The 19392-nt window shown below is 73.2% G+C and carries 20 protein-coding genes; 17 read left to right on the top strand and 3 right to left on the bottom strand.

Annotation, left to right across the window (positions count from 1 at the left end):
* Positions 1-270 precede the first annotated feature (270 nt).
* Positions 271-1194 carry a heme o synthase gene (locus O2V61_RS19715; protein ID WP_269184968.1) on the top strand — a complete coding sequence of 308 codons (924 nt, stop codon included), beginning with the start codon at positions 271-273 and terminating at the stop codon, positions 1192-1194.
* 30 nt (positions 1195-1224) lie between these two features.
* On the opposite strand, the gene O2V61_RS19710 is transcribed toward O2V61_RS19715, so the two are convergent.
* Entirely contained in the window at positions 1225-1746 is a 522-nt protein-coding gene (locus O2V61_RS19710) for a VanZ family protein (protein ID WP_269184967.1), read from the bottom strand.
* A 101-nt stretch (positions 1747-1847) separates the two neighbouring features.
* The gene (locus O2V61_RS19705; protein WP_269184966.1) at positions 1848-2774 is read right to left on the bottom strand and encodes a COX15/CtaA family protein; all 927 of its coding nucleotides are present in this window, start codon (positions 2772-2774) and stop codon (positions 1848-1850) included.
* 283 nt (positions 2775-3057) lie between these two features.
* Here O2V61_RS19705 and O2V61_RS19700 point away from each other — a divergent pair, with 283 nt between their 5' ends.
* The 9 genes from O2V61_RS19700 to O2V61_RS19660 all read left to right on the top strand — a co-directional run bounded on the left by O2V61_RS19700 (position 3058) and on the right by O2V61_RS19660 (position 10521).
* Positions 3058-3453: a hypothetical protein gene (locus O2V61_RS19700; protein ID WP_269184965.1), complete on the top strand. Its 396-nt coding sequence runs from the start codon at positions 3058-3060 to the stop codon at positions 3451-3453.
* A gap of 73 nt (positions 3454-3526) precedes the next feature.
* Positions 3527-4375 (top strand): helix-turn-helix transcriptional regulator, encoded by an 849-nt coding sequence (locus O2V61_RS19695; RefSeq protein ID WP_269184964.1) that lies wholly within the window; start codon positions 3527-3529, stop codon positions 4373-4375.
* A complete protein-coding gene (sufB, locus tag O2V61_RS19690; protein ID WP_036338674.1) occupies positions 4372-5811 on the top strand; it encodes a Fe-S cluster assembly protein SufB in 1440 nt (479 codons plus the stop codon). Before O2V61_RS19695 ends, sufB begins: the two co-directional genes overlap by 4 nt.
* Positions 5811-7127 carry a Fe-S cluster assembly protein SufD gene (gene sufD / locus O2V61_RS19685; RefSeq protein WP_269184963.1) on the top strand — a complete coding sequence of 439 codons (1317 nt, stop codon included), beginning with the start codon at positions 5811-5813 and terminating at the stop codon, positions 7125-7127. The genes sufB and sufD overlap by 1 nt, the downstream gene beginning before the upstream one ends.
* Positions 7124-7468, top strand: coding sequence for a Rieske (2Fe-2S) protein (locus O2V61_RS19680; RefSeq protein WP_269184962.1), 345 nt, complete (start codon positions 7124-7126; stop codon positions 7466-7468). The genes sufD and O2V61_RS19680 overlap by 4 nt, the downstream gene beginning before the upstream one ends.
* Positions 7469-7482: 14 nt before the next feature.
* The gene (sufC, locus tag O2V61_RS19675) at positions 7483-8316 is read left to right on the top strand and encodes a Fe-S cluster assembly ATPase SufC (RefSeq protein ID WP_331254237.1); all 834 of its coding nucleotides are present in this window, start codon (positions 7483-7485) and stop codon (positions 8314-8316) included.
* Positions 8313-9650, top strand: a complete 1338-nt coding sequence (locus tag O2V61_RS19670; RefSeq protein WP_269184961.1) for a cysteine desulfurase — start codon at positions 8313-8315, stop codon at positions 9648-9650. The genes sufC and O2V61_RS19670 overlap by 4 nt, the downstream gene beginning before the upstream one ends.
* The gene (gene sufU, locus O2V61_RS19665) at positions 9650-10117 is read left to right on the top strand and encodes a Fe-S cluster assembly sulfur transfer protein SufU (protein ID WP_269184960.1); all 468 of its coding nucleotides are present in this window, start codon (positions 9650-9652) and stop codon (positions 10115-10117) included. The genes O2V61_RS19670 and sufU overlap by 1 nt, the downstream gene beginning before the upstream one ends.
* Positions 10114-10521, top strand: coding sequence for a metal-sulfur cluster assembly factor (locus O2V61_RS19660; protein ID WP_269184959.1), 408 nt, complete (start codon positions 10114-10116; stop codon positions 10519-10521). Before sufU ends, O2V61_RS19660 begins: the two co-directional genes overlap by 4 nt.
* A gap of 169 nt (positions 10522-10690) precedes the next feature.
* Here O2V61_RS19660 and O2V61_RS19655 read toward each other — a convergent pair whose 3' ends face one another.
* Positions 10691-12601 carry an SCO7613 C-terminal domain-containing membrane protein gene (locus O2V61_RS19655; RefSeq protein WP_269184958.1) on the bottom strand — a complete coding sequence of 637 codons (1911 nt, stop codon included), beginning with the start codon at positions 12599-12601 and terminating at the stop codon, positions 10691-10693.
* 153 nt (positions 12602-12754) lie between these two features.
* On the opposite strand from O2V61_RS19655, the gene O2V61_RS19650 reads away from it, so the two are divergent.
* The 7 genes from O2V61_RS19650 to O2V61_RS19620 all read left to right on the top strand — a co-directional run bounded on the left by O2V61_RS19650 (position 12755) and on the right by O2V61_RS19620 (position 19324).
* Positions 12755-14356 (top strand): ABC-F family ATP-binding cassette domain-containing protein, encoded by a 1602-nt coding sequence (locus tag O2V61_RS19650; RefSeq protein WP_269184957.1) that lies wholly within the window; start codon positions 12755-12757, stop codon positions 14354-14356.
* Between the two features lie 187 nt (positions 14357-14543).
* Entirely contained in the window at positions 14544-14774 is a 231-nt protein-coding gene (locus O2V61_RS19645; protein ID WP_036338653.1) for a helix-turn-helix domain-containing protein, read from the top strand.
* Positions 14771-15544 carry an enoyl-CoA hydratase/isomerase family protein gene (locus O2V61_RS19640; protein ID WP_269184956.1) on the top strand — a complete coding sequence of 258 codons (774 nt, stop codon included), beginning with the start codon at positions 14771-14773 and terminating at the stop codon, positions 15542-15544. Before O2V61_RS19645 ends, O2V61_RS19640 begins: the two co-directional genes overlap by 4 nt.
* Positions 15545-15617: 73 nt before the next feature.
* Positions 15618-17513, top strand: coding sequence for an ABC transporter ATP-binding protein (locus O2V61_RS19635; RefSeq protein WP_269184955.1), 1896 nt, complete (start codon positions 15618-15620; stop codon positions 17511-17513).
* 131 nt (positions 17514-17644) lie between these two features.
* Entirely contained in the window at positions 17645-17920 is a 276-nt protein-coding gene (locus tag O2V61_RS19630; protein ID WP_269184954.1) for a hypothetical protein, read from the top strand.
* A 115-nt stretch (positions 17921-18035) separates the two neighbouring features.
* A complete protein-coding gene (locus tag O2V61_RS19625; RefSeq protein WP_269160380.1) occupies positions 18036-18503 on the top strand; it encodes an SgcJ/EcaC family oxidoreductase in 468 nt (155 codons plus the stop codon).
* Positions 18500-19324, top strand: a complete 825-nt coding sequence (locus O2V61_RS19620) for a sulfurtransferase (RefSeq protein WP_269184953.1) — start codon at positions 18500-18502, stop codon at positions 19322-19324. Before O2V61_RS19625 ends, O2V61_RS19620 begins: the two co-directional genes overlap by 4 nt.
* Positions 19325-19392 lie beyond the last annotated feature (68 nt).

Here is a 19392-nt window from a genome sequence, read left to right as displayed (position 1 = left end):
CACGGGGGCAGTTCACCCCGGGACGGACGACGATGCGCACCACGGCCGCCCCGGTCGGCGCGGTCGGAGGTCGTGAGCGTGGGCGCGCCGTCGTCCTCGACGTCCGCCCTACCCGCATCACGCGCAGAGTCAACGTGATCAAACCCTAGTGGTGTCCGGCCATTCCCTGTAGGGAGGGCCGGGCTACAGTGAGTCGGCAACCCCATCCCCGGCGGAGAAGGACCTCGTGGTGCCCTGCTGCCCGCGCGACGCTGCGCCCATGGGCCCCCGGTGACGGCGATCGCGGACCGCTCCGTCGGCCGGGTCCGGCCGATGCGTTCGGCCGGTGGCACGGTCGCCGCCTACGTGTCGCTGACCAAGCCGAAGCTGGTCGAGCTGCTGCTGGTCACCACGCTGCCGGCGATGATGCTCGCGGCCGGGGGCTGGCCGGGCACCGGTCTCGTCGTGGCCACCCTGGTCGGCGGCATGCTCGCCGCCGGCGCCGCCAACACGATCAACTGCTGGTACGACCGGGACATCGACCGGCTGATGTCCCGGACCCGCGACCGGCCGATCCCCAGCGGGGTCATCGCGCCGCGCAACGCACTGGTCTTCGGCGTCCTGCTGGCGTGGGTCTCGCTGGTCGTGCTGGGCCTGTTCACCACGCCGCTGGCCACGGTGCTGGCGGCGGCCGCGGTGCTGGCCTACTCGGTGCTCTACACGATGGTGCTCAAGCGCCGGACCCGGCACAACACGGTGTTCGGCGGGCTCCCGGGCGCCGCCCCGGTGCTGATCGGCTGGGCCGCGGTCACCGGCTCGCTGGACTGGCCGGCCGTCGTCTTCTTCGGCATCGTCTTCTGCTGGCAGATGCCGCACTTCTGGGCGCTGGCCAGCCGGTTCCGCTTCGACTACTTCCGCGCCGGGGTGCCGATGCTCTCGGTGGTGGCCGGGCCGGTCACCGTCGGCCGCCAGTCCGTCGCCTGGGCGTGGGGCACGTTGGGCACCTCGCTGCTGATGGTCCCCGTGACGCCGCAGCTCGGCTGGGTCACCGGCATCGCCACCCTGGGCCTCGGCGCCTGGTACGTCGCGGAGTCGCACGCCTGGCTGCGGCGGATCAAGGGCAGCGTCCCGGACCGTCCGATGCGGCTGTTCTCGGTGTCGATCACCTACATGACGCTGCTGTCGATCGCCCTGGTGGCCGACGTCCTCCTCTAGCGGTGCGGGCCGGAGCGCGGCCCTGGCAGCTCAGCCATGCGCGACCGGGTCGCGGTCGTCGTGGCGACGGCCCGCCAGGGCGCGGGTACCGACGGCGAGCAGGCCCCCCACGACGGCGCCTGCGGTGTTCATCGTCCAGTCGGTGGTGTCGCAGGCCCGCCCGAGGGCCGGCACCACGGCCTGGAGCGCCTCGATCAGCGCGGATGCGGCCGCCGCGACGGCGACCACGACCAGCGGACGGCGGCTGAGCAGCGTGCCGAGGAAGGCCGGCGGGACGAACAGCGCGAGGTTCGCCAGCAGCTCCACGCTGCCCAGGGTCGGGAGGGAGAACTGCACCGTGCAGCGAGCGGCGTCGATCCGCGAGTTGCCCGTGGGGACGAGTGTCAGCGCCACCGCCGGCAGCAGGGACAGCCCGAGCAGCGTGCCGAGCACCCGTGGGACGGGGCGTCGGCTGCGCAGCACCGCGGCGCCGAGGAGCACGCAGCCCAGCGCGACCCCCAGCAGCGCGACCGGCACGAGCGCCGCGTGGTCGAGCAGCACGTCGGTGATCACCGGCGCGTCCGGATCAGGTCGTCAGGCGGCACGCCGGTCACCCTGGCACGGGCGGCCCCACGGGTGTGGCTGCCCGACCGGGTGTGCCCGGAGCGGCGTGCTCAGCGGGCGGCGGTGGTGGTGAGCGGGGCCGAGGTGACCGGCAGCTCGGACGCCGGGCCGCGCACCGACCACACCAACCGGGCGGCGTAGGCGGTGGTCAGCACCGCGCCGGCCATGTGCAGCAGCACCAGCAGGATGGGCAGCTGGGTGAAGTACTGCACGTAGCCGACCACCCCCTGGGCCAGCTCGACGATGAGCAGGTCGCGGGCGGCCCGGCGGACCCGGCCGGGGGAGTCGGTGGCGTACAGCGCCGCCAGCAACGCGATCGTCAGCCCGAGCAGCAGGAAGACGGCGTCGGCGTGCAGCTGGCTCATCAAGGCCGGGTCGAAGCCGGTGCGGCCCGCCTCGGGGTCGCCGCTGTGCGGGCCGCTGCCGGTGACCACGGTGCCGAGCACCAGGACCACCGCTGTGGTGGCGGCGATGCCGTACACCAGCAGGGCGAGCGGCCGGCGCACGACGAGCTGGCCCACCCCCGGCTCCCGGGACCGGAGCCACATCACGGTGGTCAGCGCCACGAGCGCGGTCGAGACCAGGAAGTGCGCGGCAACCGTGTACGGGTTCAGCCCGGTGAGCACCGTGACGCCGCCCACCAGGCCCTGCGCGGGAATGCCCAGGAAGGCCACCACGGCGAGCCGGCGCAGGTCGCGGCGGGCGCTGCGGAAGACCGCGATCAGGGTGGCGGCGGCGATCGCCACCAGGACGAACGTCAGCAGCCGGTTGCCGAACTCGATGACGCCGTGGGCGGCGAGCTCCGGCGTGGAGGTGAAGCTGTCCTCGGTGCAGCGGGGCCAGGTGGGGCAGCCCAGCCCGGAGCCGGTGAGCCGGACGAACCCGCCGGTGAGGACGATCAGGCCGTTGGCGATCACGCTGGCCAGCGCCAGCCGGGAGACCGTCGAGTTGCGCACCCGCGAGGGAAGAACTGACACGCCACCGATGCTACTTACCTCGGTGCCCTGCGCCGCCCGGCTCGACCAGCCGCCCGGCGCCCCACCCCGCACGCGGGCAGCCCCTCGCCGAGAAGCCGGCGACCGGTGGGCAGTGACCGCCGCGGGTTGGTGTGCACCGCCACACCCGACACGAGCGGCGGCCATCTTCGATGACCAGCGGTTTCCCCGGCGGTCCCTACGGGGGCAGCCCGTTCGACGACTTCTTCTCCGCCTTCCTCGGCGGTCCCGGTGCCCGGCGGGGCATGCAGCGGGTCGACAGGTGATGCGGCGGCTGCGGGAGGCCTTCCGTCCGGAGTTCCTCAACCGGATCGACGAGATCGTGGTGTTCCGGCAGCTGGAGGCCGAGCAGCTGGCGCGGATCACCGACCTGCTGCTGGACGAGACCCGGCGGCGGCTGTCCGCCCAGGACGTCGCGATCGAGTTCACCCCGGAGGCGGTGGTCTGGCTGGCCGAGCGCGGGCACGAGCCGCAGTTCGGGGCGCGGCCGCTGCGCCGGGCGATCCAGCGGGAGGTCGACAACCGGCTCTCCCGGCTGGTGCTGGGCGGGGAGCTGGGCGCCGGGCAGCGGGTGACCGTCGCCGTCACCGACGGTGAGCTGGACCTCCGGGTGGCGGAGGCGAACCCGGTCGCCGAGGTGGAGACCCCGGCCACGGTGTGATGCGCCTCTCGGGGAGCCCGTAGGTAAGGACCGCCTTCCTTGCAGGTTCTCCGATTAAGCACACAATCGTGTTGTGGAAACCGTTGCGGCCCGAGCCGCCGTCCCCTCTGCCGGTGCGCCGGCCGAGGACGGGCGCACCCGTGACCGGGTGAGCAGCCTCCTCCTCGAGCATGGCCCCCAGACCGCCACCGAGCTCGCGGCCCGGCTGGGGATCTCCCCGGCCGCGGTGCGCCGGCACCTCGACGGCCTGGTCGCCGCGGGGCGGGTCACCGAGCGCGAGGCGCCCGGCGGCCAGCGGGGGAGGGGACGCCCGGCCCGCCGGTTCGCCCTCACCGACGCCGGCCGCGAGTCCTTCCCGCACGCCTACGACGACCTGGCGCTCACGGCCCTGCGGTTCGTCGCCGAGCACGGTGGTCCGGACGCCGTCCGCGCCGTCGCCGAGCAGCAGCTCTCCGGGCTGGCGCAGCGGTGCTCCACCGCCGTCGAGTCCGCGCTCGAGGAGGCCGCACCGGGCGCCGGTGAGGTCGACCGGGCGCAGGTGCTCGCCGTCGCGCTGACCGCCGAGGGCTACGCCGCGACCGCCTCGGCGATCTCCAGCGGCGGGCAGCTGTGCCAGCACCACTGCCCGGTCGCCCACGTCGCTGCCGAGTTCCCGCAGCTGTGCGAGGCTGAGACGGCGGTGATCAGCCGGCTGGTCGGCACGCACGTCCAGCGGCTGGCCACGATCGCCCACGGCGACGGGATCTGCACGACCCACATCCCCGCGCAGCTGGCCCTCCGGGCCGGACTCCGCGCCGGCTCCCACGCCGGGAACAAAGCCACCCCCGCACGCCCTGTACCTGCTGGTCGCGCTGCGCCCTCCGGCGCCGGCGCCAGCACTCGCACCACCCCCTCGATCGACCGGGAGAGGACCCCCGCATGACCACCACGCAGCCGGTGCCCAGCGCGCCGATGACGCAGGACGAGACGATCGATGCGCTCGGCCGTTACAAGTACGGCTGGTCCGACACCGACGCCGCCGGTGCCTCGGCCACCCGCGGCATCAACGAGGACGTCGTCCGCGACATCTCGCGCCGCAAGAACGAGCCCGAGTGGATGCTCGAGCGCCGGCTGAAGGCGCTGAAGATCTTCGGGAAGAAGCCCATGCCCGACTGGGGTTCCGACCTCTCCGGCATCGACTTCCAGAACATCAAGTACTTCGTGCGGTCGACCGAGGCGCAGGCCACCTCGTGGGAGGACCTGCCCGACGACATCAAGAACACCTACGACAAGCTGGGCATCCCGGAGGCGGAGAAGCAGCGGCTGGTCTCCGGTGTCGCGGCCCAGTACGAGTCCGAGGTCGTCTACCACAAGATCCGTGAGGACCTCGAGGAGCAGGGCGTCCTGTTCCTGGACACCGACACGGCGCTGCGCGAGCAGCCCGAGCTGTTCCGCGAGTACTTCGGCTCGGTCATCCCGGCCGGGGACAACAAGTTCTCCGCGCTGAACACCGCCGTGTGGTCGGGGGGCTCGTTCATCTACGTGCCCAAGGGCGTCCACGTGGAGATCCCGCTGCAGGCCTACTTCCGGATCAACACCGAGAACATGGGCCAGTTCGAGCGCACCCTGATGATCATCGACGAGGGCGCCTACGTGCACTACGTCGAGGGCTGCACCGCGCCGATCTACAAGACGGACTCGCTGCACTCCGCGGTCGTCGAGATCATCGTGAAGAAGAACGCGCGCTGCCGGTACACGACCATCCAGAACTGGTCGAACAACGTCTACAACCTGGTCACCAAGCGGGCCGTGGCCCACGAGGGCGCGACCATGGAGTGGGTCGACGGCAACATCGGCTCCAAGGTGACGATGAAGTACCCGGCCGTGTGGATGACCGGTGAGCACGCCAAGGGCGAGGTCATGTCCATCGCCTTCGCCGGCGAGGGTCAGCACCAGGACGCCGGCGCCAAGATGGTGCACGCCGCCCCGCACACCTCCTCGACGATCGTGTCGAAGTCGGTGGCGCGCGGTGGTGGCCGCACCTCCTACCGCGGGCTGGTCCAGGTCGACGAGGGTGCGTACGGCTCCAAGTCGACGGTGAAGTGCGACGCGCTGCTGGTCGACACGATCAGCCGCTCGGACACCTACCCCTACGTCGACGTCCGCGAGGACGACGTGTCGATGGGCCACGAGGCGACCGTCTCGCGGGTCAGCGACGACCAGCTGTTCTACCTGATGAGCCGAGGGCTCTCCGAGGACGAGGCGATGGCGATGGTCGTGCGCGGCTTCGTCGAGCCCATCGCCCGGGAGCTGCCCATGGAGTACGCCCTCGAGCTCAACCGCCTGATCGAGCTCCAGATGGAAGGTGCCGTCGGCTGATGTCGGCAACTGACGACCAGACCACCCTGACCACCGACTCGGCCACCCTCGCCGGGGAGCTCTTCGCTCCCGGCGTGGGGGCCCAGGCCGGCCCGCCGACCACCCCGGCGGCCGGCACCGGCACCGCCGGCGACACGCCCCCCGGGTCGCACTCGCACGGCGGGCCGACGCCGACCGGTTCGCCGGCCGAGCGGTTCACCTCCACCGACCCGGAGGCGTTCGGCGCCCCGACCGGCCGCGAGGAGGAGTGGCGCTTCACCCCGATGCGCCGGGTCCGCGCGCTGCTGGACGGCACTCCCTCCGACGCCTCCCTGACGTGGCAGAGCGATCTGCCCGAGGGGGCCGAGCTGACCTCGGTCGAGGCCGGTGACCCGCTGCTCAAGGGCCTGCCCGAGCCGGTCGACCGGCTCGCCGCGCTGACCCGTCAGCGCAGCGGCGGCGCGGCCGTGCTCCGGATCGCCAAGGAGGCCGTGCTCGACCGCCCGGTCACCCTGGGCCTCGCCGGCACCGGCAGCGAGGACGTCGTCTGGGGCCAGCTGGTCATCGAGGTCGGTGCGTTCGCGCAGGCGACCGTCGTCCTGGACCACTCCGGGCTGGCCCGCTACTCCGGCGGGGTCGCCTTCCTGCTCGGCGACGGAGCGCAGCTGACCGTCGTCTCGGTGCAGGACTGGGCGCCGGGCACGGTGCACGGCGGCCAGCTCGACGCCGTCATCGGCCGGGACGCCACCCTCAAGCAGGTCGTGGTCACCCTCGGCGGTGACCTGGTCCGGCTGGTCAGCAACGTGCAGTACGCCGGTCCCGGTGGCTCGGTGGACCTCTACGGCGTCTACTTCGCCGACGAGACCCAGCACCAGGAGCACCGGCTGTGGGTCGACCACGGCACGCCGAACTGCCGCAGCAACGTCGTCTACAAGGGCGCGCTGCAGGGCGAGAAGGCGCACACGGTCTGGGTCGGCGACGTCCGGATCCGCCCGGCCGCGACCGGCACCGACACCTACGAGCTCAACCGCAACCTGGTGCTCACCGACGGCGCCCGCGCCGACTCGGTGCCGAACCTGGAGATCGAGACCGGCGAGATCGTCGGCGCCGGCCACGCCAGCGCCACCGGCCGGTTCGACGACGAGCAGCTGTTCTACCTCTGCTCCCGCGGGATCGACGCCGAGACCGCGCGGCGCCTCGTGGTGCGCGGCTTCTTCGCCGACGTCGTGCAGCACATCGGCGTCCCCGAGCTGCAGGACCGGCTGATGGGCACCATCGAGGCCCGCCTCGGCGCGCTGCCGGACCTCGAGGAGCAGCCGGTCGAGGTCGACGCGTGACGTACGAGCGCGTGTGCGCACTGTCCGAGGTGCCCGAGGACGGGTCCCTGCGGATCGAGCTCGCCGACATCGACGTCGCCGTCGTCCAGCTCGACGGCGAGGTGTACGCGATCCAGGACGTCTGCTCGCACGCCGACGTCCCGCTGACCGACGGCGACGTCGACGACGTCGACGGGGCGCCCACCATCGAGTGCGCCCTGCACGGCTCGTGCTTCGACCTGCGCACCGGCCAGCCCACGAACCTCCCGGCCACCGAGCCGGTCCCCGTCTACCCGGTCCGGGTGGAGGGTGACGACGTCCTGGTGGACGTCGACGCCCCCCTCGCCGCGGCCAGCCACTGAGGAGCGAGAACCCCGTGACCAGCCCCACCGCCACCCCCACCGCCACCGGCCTGTCGGCCGGGAGCGTGCTCGAGATCCGCGGCCTGCACGTCACCGTCGGTGACGGCGACGAGGCCAAGGAGATCCTCCGCGGCGTCGACCTGACCGTCCGCGCCGGCGAGACCCACGCGATCATGGGCCCGAACGGGTCGGGCAAGTCGACCCTGGCCTACTCGATCGCCGGGCATCCCAAGTACACGATCACCGGCGGCACCGTGACCCTCGACGGCGAGGACGTCCTCGCGATGACCGTCGACGAGCGCGCCCGAGCCGGCCTGTTCCTGGCCATGCAGTACCCGGTCGAGGTCCCCGGCGTCTCGGTGTCGAACTTCCTGCGCACCGCGGCCACCGCGATCACCGGCGAGGCGCCGAAGCTGCGCACCTGGGTCAAGGACGTGCGCACCGAGATGTCCGCGCTCGAGATGGACAGCGCGTTCGCCGAGCGCAACGTCAACGAGGGCTTCTCCGGTGGTGAGAAGAAGCGCCACGAGATCCTCCAGATGCGCCTCCTCAAGCCGAAGATGGCGATCCTCGACGAGACCGACTCCGGCCTGGACGTCGACGCGCTGCGGGTCGTCTCCGAGGGCGTGAACCGGGCCAAGGCCGACAGCCCCGTCGGCGTCCTGCTGATCACGCACTACACGCGGATCCTCAAGTACATCAAGCCCGACTTCGTGCACGTCTTCGTCGCCGGCCGGGTCGTCGACGAGGGTGGCCCGGAGCTCGCGCAGAAGCTCGAGGACGAGGGCTACGCCGCCTACGTCAAGGACTCCAACGAGCAGGCCGCCAGCGAGGCTGCGTCGGCATGACCCGGACCGTCTCGCGTCCCGCCGGGGCGCACCAGGTGCCGCTCCCGCTGGACGTCGAGGCGATCAGGGCGGACTTCCCGATCCTGTCCCGCACCGTCCGGGACGGGAAGCGGCTGGTCTACCTCGACTCCGGCGCCACCTCGCAGAAGCCGACCAGCGTGCTGGACGCCGAACGGTGGTTCTACGAGAACGTGAACGCCGCTCCGCACCGAGGTGCGCACCAGCTCGCCGAGGAGGCCACCGCGGCCTACGAGGCGGCGCGCACCACCATCGGGGCCTTCATCGGTGCGCCGGAGAACGAGGTCGTCTTCACCCGGAACAGCACCGAGGCGATCAACCTGGTCGCCTACGCGCTGTCCAACGCGGTGACGGCGAAGGAGCCGGAGTTCCGCCGGTACGCCGTCGGCCAGGGTGACGAGATCGTCGTCACCGAGATGGAGCACCACGCCAACCTGCTGCCCTGGCAGCAGCTGTGCGAGCGCACGGGGGCGACCCTGCGCTGGTTGGGGCTCACCGACGACGGCCGGCTGGACCTGTCGGACCTGGCCACCGTGGTGAACGAGCGGACCAAGCTCGTCGCGGTGACCCAGCAGTCGAACATCCTGGGCACGATCAACCCGCTGGGCGGCATCATCGCCCGGGCGCGCGAGGTCGGCGCCCTGGTGCTGGTCGACGGCGCCCAGTCGGTGCCGCACCAGCCGGTCGACGTCACCGAGCTCGGCGCGGACTTCCTGGTGTTCTCCGGGCACAAGATGCTCGGCCCGACCGGCGTGGGCGTGCTGTGGGGTCGCTACGACGTCCTCGACGCGCTGCCGCCCTTCCTCACCGGCGGCTCGATGATCGAGGTCGTCCGGATGGAGCGCAGCACCTTCATGCCCCCGCCGCAGCGCTTCGAGGCCGGCGTGCCGATGACCGCGCAGGTCATCGGGCTCGCCGCCGCCGTGGAGTACCTGCAGCGACTGGGCATGGAGAACGTGCTGGCCCACGAGGAGGCGCTCACCGAGTACGCGCTGGCCCAGCTGCAGGCGATCCCCGGCGTCACCGTGATCGGTCCGCCGGACACCGTGGCCCGCGGCGGGGCGATCAGCTTCACCGTCGAGGGGATCCACCCGCACGACGTCGGCCAGGTCCTCGACGACCTGGGCATCGCCGTCCGGGTCGGGCACCACTGCGCCTGGCCGGTCGTGCGCCGCTACGGCGTGCCGGCCACCACCCGGGCGACCTTCTACGTGCACACCGGCTACGACGACGTCGACGCGCTCGTCGAGGGCGTGCGGGAAGCCCAGCGCTTCTTCGGTGTTGCACCCTCTGACGACGAGGGAGCGACCACCTGATGCAGCTGCAGTCGATGTACCAGGACATCATCCTGGACCACTACCGGAACCCCCACGGGCGCGGCCTCCGCGACCCGTTCCAGGCCGAGGTGCACCACGTCAACCCGACGTGTGGCGACGAGGTCACCCTCAGGGTGAACCTGGACGGCGAGACCATCGCCGACGTCTCCTACGAGGGCATGGGCTGTTCGATCAGCCAGGCCTCCGTCTCGGCGATGTACGACCTGGTGATCGGCAAGAGCGTGACCGAGGCGATGCACACCGGCGAGCAGTTCATGACGCTGATGCAGAGCAAGGGCAATGCGACCGTGGCCGAGGAGCTCGAGGACGACCTGGAGGACGCCGTCGCGTTCGCCGGCGTCTCGAAGTACCCGGCGCGGGTCAAGTGCGCACTGATGAGCTGGATGGCGCTGAAGGACGCGAGCGCCCGCGCGCTCTCGTCCCCCACCGGAGGAGCCGACGCATGACCGAGAACACCCCTGACACCACGACCGACACCACGACCGCCACCGTGGCGCCGGACGCCGGCCTCTACGGCGGCAAGTCCGCGCTGATCGAGGACCTCGAAGAGGCCATGCGCGACGTCGTCGACCCCGAGCTGGGCGTCAACGTCGTCGACCTCGGGCTCGTCTACGGGCTGGACGTCGACACCGAGGCGAACGTCGCGATCATCGACATGACGCTGACCTCGGCGGCCTGCCCGCTTACCGACGTGATCGAGGACCAGGCCCGCCAGGCCCTCACCGGTGGCCCCGGCCCCGGCCTGGTCGGCGACATCCGGATCAACTGGGTCTGGATGCCGCCGTGGGGCCCGGACAAGATCACCGACGACGGCCGCGAGCAGCTGCGCGCACTGGGCTTCCGGGTCTAGTTCCACCGCGTCCCGACGAGGGCCCACATCCCATCCGGGGTGCGGGCCCTCGTCGTCGTGGGCGCCCACCGCCCATCGGTCGCTGAGTGCTGCCTCCTTGCCGAGCAGGCCGCACTCAGTGACCAACGGGCGGGGAGACAGCTGCGTGCAGTCGCTGTAACGGCGGGTGTCAGCGCAGGTCGGCGACGCGGGCGAGGGCTGCGCGGGCCCGCGTCCGCCGCTCCTCGTAGGCCGCCCCCGCGGCGAGCATGACCGCGCCGGCCGCCCCGACGGCGAGCAGGCCGGTCAGGGGCAGGTGGACGACCAGCCGCCCGAGGGCCACCGCGGCCAGCGACGTGGCCCCCACCACGAGCGGGGCCTGCACCTGCCAGCGGCTGCCCGCCATCGCGGTGAGCGTGGCGGCCAGGACGACCAGCACCAGGCGCAGCAGGTCCGGCTCGGCGGCCGCCAGCCAGACGGACGGGACGAAGGCGACCAGCAGCCCCGGACCCCAGGCCCGCCAGGACGAGCCGGTGGCCAGCCGTCGTCCGGAGTACAGCCACAGCACCGTCGCCGCCGGGAGCGTGTAGGCCTCCGGCACGCCGATGTCGGCGCTGCCGGCCGCCAGCCAGGCCGCCACGACGAGCACGGTGCACCCGCCGGCCCGGACCCGCGCCCGGTCGGTGACCGTGCCGGAGGCGATGAAGCCCGCGCCGACCACGGCCAGTCCGAGGGCCAGGCCGGACAGGTGCCCGGTGCTGGCCAGGTGCCCCAGCCCGGAGGTCGCGACCACCGCGGCCGCCCAGGTCAACGGCAGCTCCGACCGCTTCCCGCGCAGCGTCGTCGCGCTCCCGAGGGTGAGCAGGCTCAGCAGCACGAGCAGCTGGCCGGCCGGCGCGGACCCGATGCTGCCGTCGGCCTCGGTCAGCAGCACGGCGGCGGCCAGGCAGCCCACCACCACCGGCAGCGCCCAGGGGCGCTCCCCGGGCCGCCGGGCGGCGACCACCACCGCAGGGACGGCGGCGACCGCGACGAGGACGGCCAGCGCCGACCAGTGCCCCGACCCGAGCAGCTGGACGGCGGCCAGGCCGGTGAGCACCGTGGACGCGGCGAGGCCGGTCGGGCGGAGCGGGTCGGACCGTCCCGAGGAGGCCAGCGCACCCACCACGGTCGCGAGCGCCACGCCCAGGTACCCGCTGCCCAGCACCCCGGCCAGCCCGGCCGCCTGCAGCAGCCCGGCGAGGGCGGCCCCGGCCGCCAGCCCGGCGAGCACGGGCACCGCCGCCGGGGGGCCGAGCAGGGGCCGCAGCTCCGATCGGCCGCACAGCGCCAGCAGCGCGCCGGCCGCCAGCAGCATCAGCGTCGACGGCGCCAGGGCGGCGACGACCGACTCGGTCGTCCACACCTGGGCGGCGCCCTCCACCACCCCGGTCACCCACCAGGCGGCGGCAGTGACCAGGGTGACCGCCGCGACGGATCGGCGGGTGGCCAGCGTGACCACCAGCCCGGCGACGGCGGTGGCCAGCACGGCGGTGGCGTGCGGGGCCAGCGACAGGCCGGAGCCGGTCAGTGCGCTCAGCACAGCGGCCTGGACCGCACCCCATGCGGCGATCGGCCAGGTCACCGCCGTCCTGGCGATCAGCCCCAGGACGGCGAAGACCGCGGCGAGCAGGGAGAGCAGGATCGCGGTCGGGCCCCCGGGGCCGTCCCCGGCCGACCACGCGGCCACCGCGGCGAGCACCACGGCGGCGGAGGCGAGCGCCTCCTCGCTGCTGCTCAGCCGGCGCTGCCCCGCCCGCAGTGACCCCAGGGTCGCGGCGACGGTCAGCAGGCCGACCACGAGCAGGCCGGGGACCGAACCGGCGTCGGTGAGCGAGGCGGCACCGGCGGCGACCACCGCCACCACGCCGGCGCCGAGCAGCACCTGCTGGGGGGCGATGTCGCTGGGCTCGGCGTCGGTCAGGCCGGTGTCGTCCCGGCCCGCGTCGTCCCGGCCCGCGTCGTCGGGACCGGGGTGGCCGGGGGCGGGGTGCGCCGGTGCTGCGGGCGGCGGGACGCGCTGCCCCAGCGGGGGCGGGTACTCGACCTCCGACGTGGGCACGGTGGGCCTCCTCCCCGGTGACGGGCTGCGTGCGGCTGCCGCCGGTCACGCTACGGGCGGCGCCGACCACCTGCGGGGTGAGCACGCAGGTGACGTGGAGGTCACCCGGGAAAGGGGTCGGCGCACGGCGGCTGAGCGCCTACCATGGGATCAGTGATCACGACGACCGGCCTCGAACTGCGCGCCGGCTCCCGGATCCTCATCAGCGACGCCGATCTCCGGGTGCAGCCCGGTGACCGCATCGGGCTGGTCGGACGCAACGGTGCCGGCAAGACCACCACCCTCACCACCCTCGCCGGGGAACGCGTGCCGCACGCCGGCAAGGTCGAGGTGACCGGTGAGCTCGGCTACCTCCCGCAGGACCCCCGCAGTGGCGACCTCGACATCACCGCCAGCGACCGGGTGCTGTCCGGCCGGGGGCTCGACGTCCTCAAGGCCAAGCTGACGAAGGCCCAGGTCGCCATGGCCGAGCCGGCCGACGACGCCGAGATGGACCGCGCCGTCCGGCAGTACGGGCGGCTGGAGGACCAGTTCGCCGCGCTCGGCGGGTACGCCGCGGAGAGCGACGCGGCCCGGATCTGCACCAACCTCGGCCTGCCGGACCGCGTCCTCGCCCAGTCGCTGCACACCCTCTCCGGTGGCCAGCGCCGCCGCGTCGAGCTGGCCCGGATCCTCTTCTCCGACGCCGACACGCTGCTGCTCGACGAGCCGACCAACCACCTGGACGCCGACTCGATCACCTGGCTCCGGGGGTTCCTCTCCAGCCACCGCGCCGGGCTGATCGTGATCAGCCACGACGTCGAGCTGCTGGAGGCCGTGGTCAACAAGGTCTGGCACCTGGACGCCAACCGGGCCACCGTCGACATCTACAACCTCGGCTGGAAGCGCTACCTGAACGCCCGGGAGACCGACGAGCGCCGCCGCCGCTCCGAGCGGGCCAACGCCGAGAAGAAGATCGACGCGCTGACCACCCAGGCCGACAAGATGCGGGCCAAGGCGACGAAGGCCAAGGCCGCGCAGAGCATGGACAAGCGCGCCCAGCGGCTGGCTGCCGGGCTGGCCGACGTGCGGGTGCAGGACAAGGTGGCCAAGCTGCGCTTCCCCACACCCGCACCGTGCGGCCGGACGCCGCTCACCGCGGAGGGCCTGTCCAAGAGCTACGGCTCGCTGGAGATCTTCACCGGCGTCGACCTGGCGATCGACAAGGGCGCGCGGGTCGTCGTCCTGGGCTTCAACGGCGCGGGGAAGACGACGCTGCTGCGGATGCTGGCCGGCACCGAGACCCCGGACACCGGCGAGGTGAAGGCCGGCCACGGGCTGCGGGTGGGCTACTACGCCCAGGAACACGAGACGCTGGACATGGACCGCACGCTGCTGGAGAACATGCGGTCCTCGGCGCCGGACTCCACAGACACCGAGCTGCGCCGGATCCTGGGCGCGTTCCTCTTCTCCGGCGAGACGGTCGACCAGCGCACCGGGACGCTCTCCGGCGGTGAGCGCACCCGGCTGGCCATGGCCACGCTGGTCATCTCCGGCGCCAACGTGCTGCTGCTCGACGAGCCGACCAACAACCTCGACCCGGCCAGCCGTGAGCAGGTGCTCGACGCGCTGCGCACCTACCAGGGCGCGATCGTGCTGGTCACCCACGACGAGGGTGCGGTCGTCGCGCTCGACCCGGACAAGGTGATCGTCCTGCCCGACGGCACCGAGGACACCTGGAGCCCCGACTTCGCCGAGCTGGTCTCACTCGCGTAACGGCTGCACCGGGTCGCTCTGCGCTGACCTCCGGGTTCGGCGGTGTGCGTTCTTGTTGCGGTGGCCGACCCTCCGCGCCTGGGTGATCATGGCCTCTGGGACGCCGAGGTCACCGGGACAGCGGCGCCGGGGGATCAGCGGGTGGTGCCGGCGTGAGCCGGCAGCGCCCCTGACACGGAGGGGAGTCATGGCCGACTCGAGCACTGCGGACCTGAGCAAGGGCAAGAGGATCACCGGAGACGATCGGACGTCGCTGGCCGGTGAGCTCCGGGAGCGGTACGACAGCGGCGAGAGCATCCGCTCGCTGGCGACGTCCACCAACCGCTCGTACGGCTTCGTGCACCGTCTGCTGTCGGAGTCGGGCGCCACCCTCCGGGGTCGGGGTGGGGCGAACCGGAACGCCAAGAAGTCTGCGTGAGCGGTGAACCCGGCGGCTGGGTGAGGACGGCGCGCGAGGGAGCCGTCCTCACCGTGATCCTCGATCGGGCCGACCAGCTCAACGCGCAGACCCCGGCGACCTGGGCGGCGCTGCGGGCGGTCGGGGAGTCCCTGGACGACGACGTGCGCGTGGTCGTCGTCCGCGGCGCCGGCCGGGCGTTCTCCGCCGGCCTGGACCGCACGCTCTTCAGCAGCGACCCCGGCGTGCCCGGCGGGCTGGCCGAGCTGGGCTCCCTGCCCACCGAGGCGGCCCAGGAGCGGATCCGGGGCTACCAGGCGGCGTTCCGCTGGCTGCGTTCGCCCGGCGTCGTCTCGGTGGCGGCGGTGCAGGGGCACGCGATCGGCGCCGGCGCGCAGCTGGCGCTCGCCTGTGACCTGCGGGTGTTCGCCGAGGACGCCCAGCTGCGGCTGCCCGAGGCGGGCCTCGGGCTGGTGCCCGACCTCACCGGCACCAGCACGCTGGTCGAGCTGGTCGGCTACAGCCGCGCCCTGGAGATCTGCCTGACCGGCCGGGCGGTCGGTGCCGCCGAGGCCGTGACCTCCGGGCTGGCCAACGTCGCCGTCCCGACCGCCGAGCTCGACGCCGCGGTCGCCGACCTGACCGCTGCCCTGCTCGGGCCGGACGTGGGCGCTGCTCGCGAGACGCTGGCGCTGGTCCGCTCGGCCGTCCGCAACGGCCCCGAGGAGCAGGACGCCGCCGAGCGGGCCGCCCAGGTGCGCCGGTTGCGCACGCTGGCCGGACGGGACTGACCGGGCGGAACAGGACGACCGCCGCCGCTGTTCGGCCCGGTGGTCAGCCAGATCCAGCAGCAGGGGGCGTGTCGTGAGCTCACCGATGACGTCCATGGCCGCGATGCGGTCGTTCAGCACCGACCGGTCGGTCACGTCCCGCGGCGTCCCCAAGGGCACGGTGCGCCGGATCCTGGGCATCGCCGGGCCCTACCGGCGGGAGCTGATCGGCTTCCTGGCGCTGGTCGTCTTCTCCGCGGTGATCGGGGTGGTCACCCCGCTGCTGGCCGGCGACATCGTCAACCGGATCGCCAACCTGACCGGCACCGCCGGCGACATCGTCCGGATCGCGCTGTTCATCGCCGGGCTGGCCGTGCTCGACGCTGCCAGCTCGCTGGTCCAACGCTGGTACTCCGCCCGGATCGGCGAGGGCGTCATCTACGACCTGCGCACCCGGGTCTTCGAGCACGTGCAGCGGATGCCGGTCGCCTTCTTCACCCGCACCCAGACCGGTGCGCTGGTCAGCCGGCTGAACAACGACGTCATCGGCGCGCAGCGGGCCTTCACCTCCACGCTGTCCGGGGTGGTCTCCAACGTGATCGCGCTGGTGCTGACCGCCGGGGTCATGCTGACCCTCTCCTGGCGGATCACCCTGCTGTCGATCGTGATGGTGCCGCTGTTCGTGGTGCCGGCCCAGCGGATCGGCAAGAAGCTGCAGACGATCACCCGGGAGTCCTACGGGCTCAACGCCTCGATGAACGCGACGATGACCGAACGGTTCAACGTCGCCGGGGCGCTGCTGGTCAAGCTGTTCGGCCGGCCCGAGGCCGAGGCGGACTCCTTCCGCGGCCGGGCGTCCCGGGTGCGCGACATCGGCGTGCTCTCGGCGATGTACGGCCGCACCTTCTTCACCGCACTGACCCTGGTCGCCGCGCTGGCCACCGCCCTGGTCTACGGGCTCGGCGGCTGGCTGGCGTTCACCGGGCAGCTGTCCGCCGGTGACGTCGTCGCCCTGGCGCTGCTGCTGGCCCGGCTCTACGGGCCGCTGACGGCGCTGGCCAACGTCCGCGTCGACGTGATGAGCGCGCTGGTCAGCTTCGACCGGGTGTTCGAGGTGCTCGACCTGGCCCCGATGATCGCCGAGGCCCCCGACGCGGTGCCGATCCCGGACGACGACCGGTCCCTGGAGTTCGAAGCGGTCTCCTTCCGCTACCCGTCGGCGGCGGAGGTGTCGCTGGCGTCCCTGGAGGACGTCGCCGTCCCCGAGCACGGACAGCCGGCCGAGGTGCTGCACGACGTCTCCTTCCGGGCCGAACCGGGCCAGCTGGTCGCCCTGGTCGGCACGTCCGGTGCGGGCAAGTCGACGATGGCGGCCCTGGTGTCCCGCCTCTACGACGTCACCGAGGGTTCCGTGCGGGTCGGCGGGGTCGACGTCCGGCAGGCCACCACCGCCTCGCTGCGCGATGCGATCGGCGTGGTGAGCCAGGACGCCCACCTGTTCCACGACACCATCCGGGCCAACCTCCGCTATGCGAAGCCCGACGCCACCGAGGACGAGCTGTGGTCGGCGCTCACCGGCGCCCGGATCGCGGCCCTGGTGCACTCCCTGCCCGACGGGCTGGACACCGTGGTCGGCGACCGCGGCCACCGGATGTCCGGCGGGGAGAAGCAGCGGCTGGCGATCGCGCGGGTGCTGCTGAAGGCCCCGGGCATCGTGATCCTCGACGAGGCGACCGCGCACCTGGACAGCGAGTCGGAGGTGGCGGTGCAGCACGCGCTGGACGCGGCGCTGGCCGGGCGCACCTCCCTGGTGATCGCGCACCGGCTGTCCACCATCCGCGGCGCCGACCAGATCCTGGTGGTCGACGACGGCCGGATCGTCGAGCGCGGCACCCACGACGAGCTGCTCGCCGCCGGTGGCCACTACGCGGACCTCTACCGCACCCAGTTCGCGCCGGCCGGAGAGGACCGGACCGTCCAGGTGGGGTGAGCGGTGCGTCCGGTGCAGGACACCCACCGTGGTCGCCGTGCCGGTGCGCGACGGTGCGGACTGCGTGCAGGTCGTGCCCGTGGCACGTTGCCCCCGACGGCGCCCGTCACCCAAACCGTGGGAGGCACACCATGACCATCCAGCCGCCGCCCTCCGTCGCCTCCGGCCGGCCGTGTCCGGTGACCGTGCCGCCGGCCGGCGACGTCTCGTCCCTGGAGCTCTTCCTCGGGGACGCCGAGTTCACCGTCGACAGCGGCGGGCCGCTGCTGGTCCGGGGCCACGGCGTGCCGCTCGACGAGCGGGTCCGGTTCCACGAGAAGGACGAGATCGGCGGCAAGGACGTCCGGGTCTGGCACGTGTCGCAGCGGGACGGCGGGTTCGTCGCCGAGCCCCTCGCCTCCTTCTGAGCGGCACTTCCGGACCCAGGCCGGACCGCGGGTCGAGGGCACGGGGTCGGCCCCGGCGGGGCAGGCACACTACGGTCACTCCTGACCCACTCGTACCACCCGCAGGAGCACTCCCTTGAGCGCAGGTCATCCGCAGGACACCCAGATCCGGGCGCTGTACGCGCGGTACCTGGCGGGATGGAACCAGCGCAGCGGCGTCACGGTGTCCTCGGTCTTCGCCGACGACGGCGAGGTCATCGACCTCGACGGCACCCTGCGCAGCGGCCGGCTCAGCATCGCCGCCGACATGCGGCGGATGTTCACCGAGCACGCCACCCCCACCTTCGTCGGCGTCGTGCGGTCGGTGCGCAAGCTGACCGACCGCGTCGTGGTGCTGCACGCGGTGGCCGGGATGGTGCCGCCCGGGAAGGACGCCGTCGACCCGGCGCTGCACATGGTCCACGCGCTCACCGCGGTCGAGGAGGCGGGGCGGTGGAAGATCGCCCTGCTGCAGAGCACCCCGGCCCGCTACGGCGGCCGGGCCGACGCGCTCACCGCGCTCACCGCGGAACTGGAGGCAGCGCGGCACGAGGTCGCGCGGTGACGGTGCTGACCCCGGCGGCGCAGCTGCTCGGCCGCGCCGCGGACGTCGTCCTGCTCGACGTCCGCTGGGCGCTCGGGAGGTCCGACGGCCGGGACCGGTACCTGGCCGGCCACCTGCCGGGCGCCGTCTTCGTCGACCTGCCGACGGAGCTCGCCGAGGGTGCCTCACCGGCGGCCGGACGCCACCCGCTCCCGTCGGTACAGGCACTGCAAGCAGCCGCCCGGCGGTGGGGGATCTCCACCGGCTCGCAGGTCGTCGTCTACGACGCGACCGGTGGCCTGGCGGCGGCCCGGGCCTGGTGGCTGCTCCGCTGGGGTGGGCTGGCCGAGGTCACGATCCTCGACGGTGGGCTCACCGCCTGGACGGCGATCGGGGGCGAGCTGGAGCGCGGCGACGTCGTCCGCGATCCCGGCGACGTGGTGCTGACCGGCGGCGGGATGCCCGTGCTGACCGCGGACGAGGCGGCCGCCCTCCCCGCGGCCGATGGGGTGCTGCTCGACGCGCGGGCCGGCGAGCGTTACCGCGGTGAGGTCGAGCCGGTCGACCCGCGGGCCGGCCACGTGCCCGGGGCGGTCAGCGCACCCACCACGGAGAACCTCGACCCCGACGGCACCTTCGCTACAGCGGCTGTACTGGCTGACCGGTTCGCCGCGCTCGGCGTCCGGCCGGGGGCGACGGTGGGCGTCTACTGCGGCTCAGGCGTCACCGCGGCCCACCAGGTGGCCGCGCTCGCCGAGGTCGGCATCGAGGCCGCCCTGTGGCCTGGCTCGTGGTCGCAGTGGTCGAACGACCCCGAGCGCCCGGTCGCCACCGGGCCCTGAGGGGCCACCATCGCGACGTCGGCCCCTGCGGGGTGGACAGAGCCGCGGGAGATCATCTCGGGTCGGTA

Source organism: Modestobacter sp. VKM Ac-2985 (assembly GCF_026967925.1).
In the GTDB taxonomy this organism is placed as follows: domain Bacteria; phylum Actinomycetota; class Actinomycetes; order Mycobacteriales; family Geodermatophilaceae; genus Modestobacter.
The sequence above is the reverse complement of the archived record's forward strand: the minus strand, read 5'-3'. Positions and strand labels throughout refer to the sequence as shown.